Here is a 12,043-nt window from a genome sequence, read left to right as displayed (position 1 = left end):
TTTTTATACCTCCTATATATCTAAGTTTTGAACCTTTCTTGCGTTTTCGGTTATGAAATCTTTTCTTGGTTGAACCTGGTCTCCCATAAGTATTGAGAATATTTCGTCTGCATATGCCGCATCGTCTATGCTTACCTGCAATAATGTTCTGTTTTCGGGATTCATCGTTGTATCCCAAAGTTGTTCACCGTTCATTTCACCAAGACCTTTGTATCTTTGAAGTCCTATTTTATCTCTTCCTATCTCTTGAAGCTTTGTTTCAAGTTCTTCATCAGAATATAGGTACCATACTTTCTTTTGTTTTTCTAATTTATAAAGAGGTGGTTGCGCTATGTATACATACCCCGCGTCCAAAAGGCCTCTCATGTAACGGTAGAAGAATGTAAGTAACAGTGTTCTGATGTGGGCACCGTCGACATCGGCATCTGTCATGATAACTATTTTGTGATATCTTGCTTTTTCTATATCAAACTCTTCGGAGATACCTGTTCCGAATGCGGTAATCATAGAGCGGATTGTATCTGTGTTTAATATTCTGTCCAGTCTTGCTTTTTCTACGTTTAGTATCTTACCTCTTAATGGCAGAATAGCCTGAGTTTTAGGATTTCTTCCAAGCTTTGCACTTCCGCCCGCACTGTCCCCTTCGACTATGTATATTTCACATTTAGAAGGATCTTTTTCTCTGCAGTCTGCAAGTTTTCCTGGAAGAGCGGTACTTTCCAGTACACTTTTTCTTCTTACCAAATCCTTTGCTTTTCTTGCTGCTTTTCTTGCTCTTTGTGCTGTTAATGCCTTTTCCACGATTGTTTTTGCAACCGGAGGATGTTCTTCTAGGTAAGATGAGATATTATCTCCTACAGCTGTATCTACATATCCTCTTACTTCCGGATTACCGAGTTTTGTTTTTGTCTGCCCTTCGAATTCAGGATCTGAAATTTTTACGCTTATTACAACACAAAGACCTTCACGTATGTCATCTCCCGAAAGGTTTTCTTCGTTATCCTTTAGTATGTTGTATTTTCTTGCATATGCATTTATACTTCTTGTAAGCGCAGTTTTAAATCCGTTTACATGCATACCGCCTTCGACGGTGTTGATATTATTTGCAAAAGAGTAAATGCTTTCGCTGAAGCTTGTTGTATACTGCATTGCAACTTCAAGCATACAAACATCACTTTCTTTTTCGAAATAAATCATTTCAGGAGTGAGTTTCTCTTTACCTCTGTTTGCATATTCCACGAATTCCGTGATTCCGCCTTCATAATGGAAAGATTCTTCTTGTTCTTTACCCTCTCTTTCGTCTTTTAGCGTTATGTTAAGACCTTTATTTAAGAAAGCAAGTTCTCTTATTCTGTGTTTTAAAGTATCGTAATTAAATACCAGTTCGCTGAAAATTTCACTGTCTGGTTTGAAAAATACTTCTGTTCCTGTTTTTTTTGTTTTGCCGATTACTTCAAGAGGTGTTAGTGGTTTTCCTCTTTCGTATTTTTGTTGATGTATTTTTTCGTTTTGGTAAACCGTTACGGTTAGATGTTCTGAAAGTGCGTTAACTACAGATACCCCAACACCGTGAAGCCCTCCGGATACTTTATATGTCCCAGAGTCAAATTTACCTCCGGCGTGAAGGATTGTAAGTGCAATTTCCACAGCCGATTTTTTGTATTTTGGATTCATGCCGGTAGGGATACCTCTACCGTCATCAAGTACGGTTATTGTGTCACCTTCTCCGATTGTAACAAAAATGTTTTTACAAAACCCGGCAAGAGCTTCGTCAACACTGTTGTCCACAATTTCATATACCAAATGATGAAGCCCTTTTTCTCCTGTGCTTCCTATATACATTCCCGGTCTTTTTCTTACCGCTTCCAGCCCTTCCAGTACTTTTATTTTACTGGCATCATAGTTATTGTTATCTTGTTTAGCCACTATTTACCTCCTATTAAATTTCCTTTTTCGATTTTATATATTCTGTAATCTGATATATCTTCCAGGAAAGAATGATTTACGCATGTTATAAAAGATTGTGTGTCCTTTATTAAGCTTAATATTTGTTTTTGTCTGAATTTGTCTAAATCACTCATTACATCATCAAGTAAAACTATCGGATAATCTTCGTATTTTTCATATAAAAGTTTTATAAGCGATAATTTCATGCAAAGGGCAATACTTCTTTGTTGCCCTTGAGATGCAAATTTTTTGCTGTCCAAATCATTGATAAAAATATTTATGTCATCATGGTGTATTCCTATTGTCGTTGTTCCTCTCATGATGTCGTCATTTCTTGATTTCTTTAAAGCTTGTTTATATGTTTTTTTTATATCGCTCAAATCAGCGGAATTTAAGAGTACATTAGAAGAATAAAAAAATCTTATTTCTTCGTCTTTGCAAACTTCTTTATTTAATTCATTGGTTATTTTTTCGAGCTTTTTTAAAACGTTTATTCTTGTTTTTATTATATCACTTCCTATTGTGTATAAGGTCTCATCATATACTTCCAATAAGCTGGATGCTATATTTCTTTTGGAATAATCTTTAAGAATAGTATTGCGCTGCTTTAATGCTTTATTGTACCTTCTGAGTGCTAAGTGATAGTTGGGGAAAACAAGACTGATGCTTTCGTCAAGAAATTTTCTTCTGTCCTTTGGATAACCTTTGATGATTTTTAAATCTTCGGGAGTGAACATAATCAAATTGTATTCTCTTAAGAGTTCTGTTCTTGATTTTATGGGGGAAGAGTTTATTTCGTATTTTCTATTTTCTTTGATTGTGCATATTACGGAAGTATCAATATCGTCGTCTTTTTTTATATTTGCTTTTATCGAAGAATAGTCAAGATTGTTTCCGATAAAATTCAAAGTGTTTTTTTCTCTGTGAGAGATTCCGTTTAAAGTCAAAGAAAGGGCTTCTAAAAAATTAGTTTTGCCCTGTGCGTTCTTCCCATAAAAAATATTATACTTTTTATTAAAGGATGTATTTATTTTTTTAATATTCCTAAAATTAACTATTTCAATATTTTCTATATACATAAAAAAACCCCTTTAGGATTTATGAAAATATTATATCATAAACGTACTTTTTTTTCCAGCATTTTAAGGCAATAAAAGGTATATTTTAGCGCATTTTTATATTTGATATGATATTTCTCATCTGGGTGTTATTTTATGGGAAATATTGGATATAAACATTGAAAAACGTAATAATTTTTGAGTGATGATTTTATTGTGTTAAATATATTGAAATTTTGATTAAAACTTTTTGAAAATCAAAAAATATTTGATTTAGTTGTATTTTATTATATAATAATTAAGATAATTTAAAATTTCGGAGTTAAATATATGAAAAATTTTATAAAACAATCTTGCCTTTTTTATGGTGTTGTAATTTTACTTATACTTTTCTTGTTTGTAAATCCTGCTAATTTGACAGGATTAACTAAAGCACAGTACGGTCAGCTCGGAAGTGTTTACGGATATTTTGCGATTTCTTTCTTTTTATGTATAGTTTCTCTTGGCGTAAGAAGTCATTTATATGCAAAGGTAAGGTACGGTGCGATAAAAAGTATTGAAGACAGTAGGTATTCAAAAAGGTTATTGTTGGTTGACGGATTCATGGTTTTTGGTTTGGTAAACTTGGGAGTTTCTTTTTTCTATCAGCTACCTAAACTAATTAAATTGATGAATACTGGTATTTTGAATGTCTTGGGCGGAGAAACACCTCTAAAATTTTCAATTTGGGGACTTATTATAATTGCTGTTGCAATAATTTATGCAATGATAGGAAATAAATTGATGGAAGAAGATTTGCCTAGAAGAAGAAGAGGAGTTAAGCGCATAAGAATAAGCATAGGAGAATTTATTGCTATATTTATTCCTCATATTCCGGCAGCGATAAGCTTTTTGATATACATTGCTTTTTTGGTAAACCTTAATAATTTGGCAAAGTAGTATGAAAAATAGCATAATTTAATAAAAGAAGAGCTTTGCTCTTCTTTTTTGTTGTTAAATTTATCATGTTGTGTTATATTACCATGAGTAGATAATAAAAAAATGTTAAAAGTTATTTTAATAAGATGTTATTATGATATAATAATATAAATAACTTTTAAATAAGGAGATAGTTTATAATGTACGCTAAAATGACAGATAATTTTGGAGATGTAAATATCTCTACGGAAATAATTGAACAAATGGTTGGGCTTTGTGCCATGGAATGTTTTGGGATTGTCGGTATGGCAAGCAGAAGCGTAACCAACGGGATTATAGAATTGTTGAAAAAAGAAAACCTTAGAAAAGGTGTAAAAGTTGTGGAAGAAAACGGTAGACTCGTTATAGATATTTACGTTATTGTTGAATTTGGCGTGAAAATTGTTACGGTTGCAGAGAATTTAATTGATACGGTAAAATATAATGTAGAAAAACAAACGGGACTTAAAATCAAAAAAATAAATGTTCACGTTCAAAGTGTAAGAGCTAATCAATAATATAACGACGAGGTTTAAATATGATAGATTCAAATATGTTTAAAAAAATTTTAAAAGGTGCATATGCAAACTTAGAAAATAATAAACAGTTGGTAAACAATCTTAATGTTTTCCCTGTTCCTGACGGAGATACCGGAACAAATATGTCTTTAACGGTAAAGACAGCGGTGGAAGAAATGAGCAAGGTTACATCAGATAAAATAGGAGATGTTGCTGCGAGCATGTCAAGCGGTGCATTGATGGGTGCCAGAGGTAACTCAGGTGTTATTTTATCGCAGTTATTTAGAGGATTTGCAAAAGGGCTTAAGGATGTTAAAGAAATTGACATTGATTCTTTGATTGCTGCATTTGAACTTTCTACTCAAATGGCTTACAGGGCTGTTATGAAACCTACAGAAGGAACAATTCTTACAGTTGCAAGAGAAATGAATGAGTTTGCAAAAGAGCACGGTAAAAGCTACTCTAATGTTGAAGAGTTTATTTCTCATGTACTTGATGCCGGTGAAAAGTCTTTACAGAATACACCCAATTTACTTCCTGTATTAAAAGAAGCCGGCGTGGTAGACGCCGGAGGAAGAGGTTTACTTTGTTTGTTTGAAGGTGCTCTTAAGGTTTTAAGAGGTGAAGAAGTTGTATTCATAAATGTTGAGGAAGTTGAAAAAGAAGAAAGCGGCGTACAAGGATTTGAAATAGATTCTTCTGACATTAAGTTTGGATACTGTACGGAATTTTTAATAAAAGTTGCAAAAGAAAATTTAAAATACGAAAGTGCAATTACGGCAGCATTAAAAGATAAATTAACTCCTATTGGAGATTCGTTGGTTGCTGTACACGATAATGGAATAATAAAAATTCATGTTCATACAAATGTTCCTTGGAATGCAATGAAGATGGCTGCAACATGCGGAGAGCTTTCAAAGATTAAAATCGAAAATATGAGAGAACAGCATAATGAAATTATAATCAAAAATGAAGCGGAGAGCGCAGTGCAAGAGGAGGATAAATATTCAAAAGAAGAAAAAGATTTTGTATTTATCGGTGTTGCGGCAGGAAGCGGTATGAGTAAAATCCTAAAAGATTTGGGGATGGACTATGTAATAGAAGGCGGACAAACAATGAATCCTTCAACTCAAGACTTTATGGATATTATTGATAATACAAACGGGAAAAACTATATATTAATGCCTAATAATAAGAATATAATTATGGCAGCTACTCAAGCAAAAGATATTAGTGACAAAAATATTGAAGTAGTAAAAACAAGAACTATTCCGGAGGCTATTTCTGCACTTATGGTTTTTGATGCGAATGAATCTCTTGAAAACAATGCAGAAAACATGACTGATGCGATAAGTGAAGTTAAAACCGGACAGGTTACTTTTGCCGTAAGGGATACGCATATCGGAGAAAAGGAAATTTCTGAAGGTGATATTCTCGGTATATTGGGTTCTGATATAATCGCAAATACGAAAGATATAAAAGAAACAACCGTACAGTTAATTGAAGGAATGGTTGATGAAGACAGTGAACTTATAAGTATTTATTATGGAGAAGATGTAGATAAATCTGATGCTGAAGATATAGGAAGTATCATTGAGGATAAGTATCCTGATTTGGATGTAGAGGTAACTTTCGGCGGTCAACCGTTATATTATTATATAGTTAGTGTAGAGTAAAATGAAATATAATTTAAATGATTTAAAGGGTGTTGGAGAAAAAAAAGAACAAGCTTTAAATAATTTGGGTATCTATACTTTGGAAGATTTGCTAAACTATTATCCCAGAACTTATGAATTTACGGGAAAAATTGCGGGTATTGCAAATGCCGTACTGGGGCAAAAGGCTTTTGTAAAATGTACTTTTTTAGAAGCTTTAAAAACGAGAGTTGTAAGGCATAATCTTAAAATAACAAAAATAAAATTTTTAAGTGAAGGTAGTATATTTTATGCTACCTTCTTTAATAATCCTTATGTATCCGATTACTTTAAGAGTGATATAGAATATAAATTGTACGGTAAAGTGGAAAAGAGAGGCAATGTATATGAAATGCTTTCTCCCAAATATACCAGATTTGATGATGACAGTATAAAGGAAGGGTTAAATCCTGTTTATTCTTTGAGCAGCAAAAGCAAAATAACAAATAATGATTTAAAGAAATTTATATCTCAAGGTCTTGATTTGATAAAGATTAAGGATTATATCCCAAATGATATAAGAGAAGAATATAAACTTATATCTCTTTATGATGCTTATAGAAATATTCATTTGCCAAACAGTGTAAAGGATATTGAAGATGCAAATACAAGGATGACATTTGATGAGTTTTGCGGCTTTAATTTATCTATTATTATAAATAGGAATTTAAACCTGGGGGTTAGAGGCGATGTGTTTAAAATAATGGGTAAAGAAGAATTTATGAAAACACTGCCTTTTAAACTAACTGAATCACAAAACAGAGTTATTTTAGATATAGAACAGGATTTGTGTTCTGGTACGAAGATGAATAGACTTATTCAGGGAGATGTCGGAAGCGGGAAAACTGTTGTTGCTTTTTACGGTATATATCAAGCGGTTGCGAATGGATTTCAAGCTGTATTTTGTGCTCCTACCAAAATATTGGCATCTCAGCATTATGAAAACATAAAAAATATTTTTGATAAATTTAATATAAAAGTTGAATTTTTACATTCCAAGATGACGTCTTTGGAGAAAAAAGAAGCTTATGCAAGAATAAAAAGCGGAGTAAGTAGGATTATTGTCGGAACTCATGCAGTGTTTTCGGATAAACTGGAATACGATAACTTGGGATTTGCTGTGATTGACGAACAGCACAGATTCGGGGTTAATCAGCGTGGGTTTTTGAGCAAAAAAGGTGAATGTGTGCATACGTTGGTAATGAGTGCAACTCCTATTCCGAGGACGCTTACCTTAAGTATATATAAGGATTTGGATATTAGCATAATAGATAAAAAGCCGGAAGGAAGAAAAGAAGTAAAAACTTATTTTAAAGATTACTCTTATTACGATAGAGTATATAAATTTGCATTAAAAGAAATAGAAAAGAATAATCAGGTTTATGTTGTTTGTCCATCAATCGACAGTGATGACTTGGAAGCTGCCGAGAAAATTTATGATAAATTAAAGAAAAGTTATTTTAAAAATATTAATGCTTCTTTAATACACGGTAAGATGAATGAAGAAGAAAAAGAAAGCATTATGGAGAAATTTTATGACGGAAAGATAAGTGCATTGGTGGCAACCAGCGTAATAGAAGTTGGTATAGACAGTAAAAATGCGACTCTTATAATTATTGAAGGGGCAGATAGATTCGGTTTGGCGTCCCTTCATCAGTTACGTGGCAGAGTCGGGCGGAATGACAAAGAATCTTACTGTATTTTATTAAGTAAAAATCCAAGTAAAAAAAGTATGGAAAGGCTTAATTTCCTTTCAAAGAATAATGATGGCTTCGAAATTGCGCTATTTGATTTGAAAACAAGGGGAAGCGGAGATATATTGGGGGTAAGGCAAAGTGGAAAAGACGGCTACAATATATATAAACTTATAGAAAACAGCGAGCTTTTCAGTAAAAGTAAAAGAGCTATGGAAACAATACTTAAAGATAATACAGAAGAAAACAGGAATTATTTGCAATATATAAAAAACAGATATAATAATTTTACAAAAGATATTACATGGAATTAAAGGAATTAAAAATATGAGAGTTATATCAGGAAAAATGAGAGGTACGAATCTGGAGAGTCCAAAGGACAGAAGAGTCAGACCTACAACAGACAGAATAAAGGAAGACTTGTTCAATATTATTATGCCTTATGTTGGGGGAAGTAAGGTTCTTGATTTGTTTGCCGGGAGTGGTGCTATCGGAATTGAGGCAATAAGTCGAGGGTGTAAAAAAAGTTATTTTGTGGATAATAATATGGACAGTATACGTCTTATAAAAAGAAACATAAAAAAAACGAAGTGCGAAGAAGAGAGCGTGGTTATAAAAAAAGATGCGGTAAGTTTTGTAAACACAACAAAGGAAAAATTTGATGTGATTTTTATGGATCCTCCGTATAATTATGAAAAACTAAAAAATTTGATAGAAAATATCATTAAATGTGATATACTATGTAAAGATGGAATATTAATTGTCGAACATGATAAAAATATGCCAATCGGAGAATATAAAAATACGGTTAAAATTAGAACAAAGTCTTATTCACTTACAAGTATCGACTTTTTTGTTTTGGAGGAATAGATGAAAAAAGCAATATACGCAGGAAGTTTTGACCCGATTACAAACGGACATGTTGACATAATTAACAGGGGGGCAAAAGTATTCGATAAGATTTATGTTGTACTTATGGAAAATACGGCAAAATCGCATCTTTTTTCATTGGACGAAAGAGTTCACCTTTTAGAAGAAAGTGTAAGGGATTTAGGTGATAAGGTAGAAATTGATGTTTATACCGGGCTTATTGCGGATTACTGTAATATTAAAGACACATACATTTTAATCAGAGGACTTAGAGCTCTTACGGATTTTGAATATGAGTTTCAAATGGCCACAATTAATAGAAAATTGAATAAAGAAGTTGAAAGTGTATTCTTTGTTGCAAGCAATAAGTATACTTACGTTTCTTCCAGCAATATAAAGCAAATAGCGGAGTTCGGGGGAGATGTGTCGAGTATGGTTCCTGAATGTGTAAACAGCGCACTTATAGAAAAATATAAGGGAGAGTAGATATGAAAGTTTTAGAATTATTGGATAAGTTACAGGATTTGGTTGAAAATGGTGCAACAGTTCCTTTTTCTACAAAAATAATTGTTGATCCTGATGAGGTTCTTGATTTATTGGATGAGGTTAGAGCTGAAATGCCCGGAGATTTAAAAGATGCCATAAGAATCAATGAACAGGAAAAAATGATTATAGGTAATGCTGAGAGAGAGGCAAATAAGATAATGAATGCTGCCGAAAGAAAAGTTAAAGAACTTATAGATTCGGACGAGATAACAAGAAGTGCTTATAATAAAGCTCAAGATATGTTAAAAAAGGCAAATTCAGAATCTTTAAATATGAGAATCGGCTCTATTGAATATTCTGCGGCAATGCTTAAGGATTTGCAGGATAAATTAAGGGATATGATGAATACAGTCGAAGACAACAAAATAGAATTAAAAGAGCTTAGGAAATCTGCAATAAACAGCAGAACTCCTGAAATAAAAGAAGGTGAATAAAGAGATATGAATTCATATCTCTTTTTTTATTAATGCTGCGGTTGTAAATATTATAAATGTATATATTACGGTAAACAACAGCGATGAAGTAAGGTTGAAAGTAAAAGGCATATTTATACCGATGTTTATTGTTGATGTAACTCCTCGAAGGAAAAATGAACTTAAAATATATGCCAGGCCTCCTGATATAATTCCGAGCTTAATTTTTGCAAATAAATATCCTTTTATATTTAAATCTGTATTTGATATGAATGATATGCATTGCATATTGGCACATAAGCCTCCAAAGGACAGAATGAAGGTTATTGACGCAATTATAATCGGTATTGGAATATAGCTTAATTCACTTATTCCTTTGATTCCGATGGTCATTTCCAGAAGTCCTTTTATGAAGTTGGATAAAAACAGACTTGATTTGAAAGGAAGCATTGATAAATTTGTTAATATCATAGAATCAAATATGTTTATTATAAGAGAAAAAAACATAATATATCCGAGTACGTTTATGAGTGTTTCCATGCTGTTTTTTATGCTTTTTGATAATACTTTTCCGATATTGTGATGTTTTTTATAGGAGTAATGCTGATGATGATTATATGTATTGGCTTCTTGTTTAAAGAATACAGATGCATATATAAAAAGGGATGAATATATACTCAGTAAGATAATAGCACCCATAATGGGAATATTAAAAAATGATGTTGCAACCGTTCCTATGACAAATATGGGGCCTGGGGTTGAGCATATTGCGATTAGTTTATTTGCATCCTTATAAGATAAATCTCCGTTTAGATACATTTCACTTACTGTTTTGCTTCCTATCGGGTATCCTGAGATTATACTTGTTATTAATGGGTATGCTCCGCTTCCACTTACTTTGAAGTATTTACTCATGAAAGGATTGAATATTTTTGACAGGTACTTAGTATAATCAAGCATAAAAAATATATTTGATATTACAAGAAAAGGGAAAAGAGAAGGGAGAACACTTACAAAAAATAACTCGGCGCCTTCTTTTATTGCTCCCATTGCATTATCGGTTTTAAAAAACAAGTATATTAATAGTGTACATAAAATAATAAAATATAAAAAATTCTTTTTTTTCATATTTTATTTATATGCTACTTGTCCTTGTAAAATGCATTTTTATAGAAGTCCAAATTAAATTTATCATGGTCTATATTATATATATTATCTGCTTTTATATTTTTCTTTATAATTTCTATATCAGTTTCTTCTAGTTTATAAATATCTTTGTTAAAGTTATTGAATATTTTTATATCGCAATTGTTTTTTATTTCTTTGATGATTTTTCTGCCGATGTTATCAAATCCCAATATTTTTATATAATTCGGTGTATATATTTTGAATTTATCTACTTCTTTTTTTTGATAATCGTTAAGTATATGCACAAGAATTCTTCTAATTCTGTTTTTGGTATATCTTTTTGTTGATACGTTGTTTAAAAAATCATTTATTGAATCATCTTGAAAAATATGATTATAGATTCTGTTATTAAGTCCTGTTTCTATGTCCATAAATTTGTATAAATCGTCACTTTCCATTGCCATGATTATGGTTTTTATAGCAAAAAAGTAATCATCGAGTTTTCTTTTGTTTTTGTAAGAAAGCTTGCTGTATATTTTTATTGCGTTTATTGGTACAAAATCCGATATATCTTCTTCTTTGAACATTTTTTCTCTTATTCCGTATGCACTTAAAAATTTATCCAAACTGTTTGTGCTTTTATATGAAGAGGTTCTTTTTATGGGATATGGTATTATATCGGATTTTATCTTTATAAGTTCTTTGATATATTCCGTTGCGAGAATATTGTTGGGTGATTTAATAAAAGAAATATCCGAATTTAATAACTCTTTTAAAGAAAGCTCTCTTGCTTCAATATAAGATATACCCATATCTAAAAATTTTTTTAAATTATTTTTATAATCGTTGCTTTCATTTATAAGAATATTGCATATTTCTTTTATTTCATTAAGTTTTGTATTGTCTTCCATACCGAAAGATAAATAATTTATTACTCCCAGCTTGTTTAAAATTCTTACCGCTGCTGAAGCGAATATTTCTGCAGTGGAAGATGCATAAACAAAAGGTAATTCTATAACCAGATTTGCTCCATTGCTAACGGCTATTTGTGCTTTTTTGTATTTATCTATGATGGATAATTCGCCTCTTTGGGTAAAGTTACCGCTCATTATACAAACAACACCGTCTGCATTTAGTTCTTTTTTAATTTTTTCGATTTGATATCTGTGTCCGTTATGAAAGGGGTTGTACTCGCTTATAATTCCTGCGATATTCATT

At 31.7% G+C, this 12,043-nt stretch carries 11 protein-coding genes; 7 read left to right on the top strand and 4 right to left on the bottom strand.

What is annotated here, in order from left to right; all coding sequences use genetic code 11:
• Positions 1–12 precede the first annotated feature (12 nt).
• Both gyrB and recF read right to left on the bottom strand, forming a co-directional pair.
• A complete protein-coding gene (gene gyrB / locus QZ357_RS06465; protein ID WP_290773410.1) occupies positions 13–1,926 on the bottom strand; it encodes a DNA topoisomerase (ATP-hydrolyzing) subunit B in 1,914 nt (637 codons plus the stop codon).
• Positions 1,926–3,026, bottom strand: coding sequence for a DNA replication/repair protein RecF (gene recF, locus QZ357_RS06460; RefSeq protein WP_290773409.1), 1,101 nt, complete (start codon positions 3,024–3,026; stop codon positions 1,926–1,928). Before recF ends, gyrB begins: the two co-directional genes overlap by 1 nt.
• 309 nt (positions 3,027–3,335) lie before the next feature.
• Between recF and QZ357_RS06455 the strand changes: the two genes are divergently transcribed.
• The 7 genes from QZ357_RS06455 (at position 3,336) to QZ357_RS06425 (ending at position 9,718) form a co-directional block, all read left to right on the top strand.
• The gene (locus tag QZ357_RS06455; RefSeq protein ID WP_290773407.1) at positions 3,336–3,944 is read left to right on the top strand and encodes a hypothetical protein; all 609 of its coding nucleotides are present in this window, start codon (positions 3,336–3,338) and stop codon (positions 3,942–3,944) included.
• Positions 3,945–4,123: 179 nt separating this feature from the next.
• Positions 4,124–4,480, top strand: coding sequence for an Asp23/Gls24 family envelope stress response protein (locus QZ357_RS06450; RefSeq protein WP_290773404.1), 357 nt, complete (start codon positions 4,124–4,126; stop codon positions 4,478–4,480).
• A 20-nt stretch (positions 4,481–4,500) separates the two neighbouring features.
• Positions 4,501–6,156, top strand: coding sequence for a DAK2 domain-containing protein (locus QZ357_RS06445; protein WP_290773402.1), 1,656 nt, complete (start codon positions 4,501–4,503; stop codon positions 6,154–6,156).
• 1 nt (position 6,157) lies between these two features.
• Positions 6,158–8,182 (top strand): ATP-dependent DNA helicase RecG, encoded by a 2,025-nt coding sequence (recG, locus tag QZ357_RS06440; protein WP_290773399.1) that lies wholly within the window; start codon positions 6,158–6,160, stop codon positions 8,180–8,182.
• A complete protein-coding gene (gene rsmD / locus QZ357_RS06435; protein WP_366934134.1) occupies positions 8,148–8,738 on the top strand; it encodes a 16S rRNA (guanine(966)-N(2))-methyltransferase RsmD in 591 nt (196 codons plus the stop codon). Before recG ends, rsmD begins: the two co-directional genes overlap by 35 nt.
• The gene (gene coaD / locus QZ357_RS06430) at positions 8,739–9,224 is read left to right on the top strand and encodes a pantetheine-phosphate adenylyltransferase (RefSeq protein ID WP_290773396.1); all 486 of its coding nucleotides are present in this window, start codon (positions 8,739–8,741) and stop codon (positions 9,222–9,224) included.
• Between the two features lie 2 nt (positions 9,225–9,226).
• The gene (locus QZ357_RS06425; protein WP_290773393.1) at positions 9,227–9,718 is read left to right on the top strand and encodes a hypothetical protein; all 492 of its coding nucleotides are present in this window, start codon (positions 9,227–9,229) and stop codon (positions 9,716–9,718) included.
• A 12-nt stretch (positions 9,719–9,730) separates the two neighbouring features.
• On the opposite strand, the gene QZ357_RS06420 is transcribed toward QZ357_RS06425, so the two are convergent.
• A complete protein-coding gene (locus QZ357_RS06420) occupies positions 9,731–10,747 on the bottom strand; it encodes a nucleoside recognition domain-containing protein (RefSeq protein ID WP_290773391.1) in 1,017 nt (338 codons plus the stop codon).
• A gap of 92 nt (positions 10,748–10,839) precedes the next feature.
• The gene (locus QZ357_RS06415) at positions 10,840–12,042 is read right to left on the bottom strand and encodes a nucleotidyltransferase (protein ID WP_290773388.1); all 1,203 of its coding nucleotides are present in this window, start codon (positions 12,040–12,042) and stop codon (positions 10,840–10,842) included.
• Position 12,043 lies beyond the last annotated feature (1 nt).

The organism is Anaerofustis sp., from assembly GCF_019420015.1.
Taxonomy (GTDB): domain Bacteria; phylum Bacillota; class Clostridia; order Eubacteriales; family Anaerofustaceae; genus Anaerofustis.
Note: the sequence above shows the minus strand (reverse complement) of the source record. Positions and strands in the feature narration are given on the sequence as shown.

What these genes read in the sequence shown, in the direction of transcription:
- coaD (WP_290773396.1), top strand. Translation starts at nt 8,739, where the DNA reads ATGAAAAAAGCAATATACGCAGGAAGTTTTGACCCGATTACAAACGGA.
- QZ357_RS06445 (WP_290773402.1), top strand. Translation starts at nt 4,501, where the DNA reads ATGATAGATTCAAATATGTTTAAAAAAATTTTAAAAGGTGCATATGCA.
- QZ357_RS06420 (WP_290773391.1), bottom strand. Translation starts at nt 10,747, where the DNA reads ATGGGAGCAATAAAAGAAGGCGCCGAGTTATTTTTTGTAAGTGTTCTC.
- QZ357_RS06455 (WP_290773407.1), top strand. Translation starts at nt 3,336, where the DNA reads ATGAAAAATTTTATAAAACAATCTTGCCTTTTTTATGGTGTTGTAATT.
- QZ357_RS06425 (WP_290773393.1), top strand. Translation starts at nt 9,227, where the DNA reads ATGAAAGTTTTAGAATTATTGGATAAGTTACAGGATTTGGTTGAAAAT.
- QZ357_RS06450 (WP_290773404.1), top strand. Translation starts at nt 4,124, where the DNA reads ATGTACGCTAAAATGACAGATAATTTTGGAGATGTAAATATCTCTACG.
- recG (WP_290773399.1), top strand. Translation starts at nt 6,158, where the DNA reads ATGAAATATAATTTAAATGATTTAAAGGGTGTTGGAGAAAAAAAAGAA.
- QZ357_RS06415 (WP_290773388.1), bottom strand. Translation starts at nt 12,042, where the DNA reads ATGAATATCGCAGGAATTATAAGCGAGTACAACCCCTTTCATAACGGA.
- recF (WP_290773409.1), bottom strand. Translation starts at nt 3,026, where the DNA reads ATGTATATAGAAAATATTGAAATAGTTAATTTTAGGAATATTAAAAAA.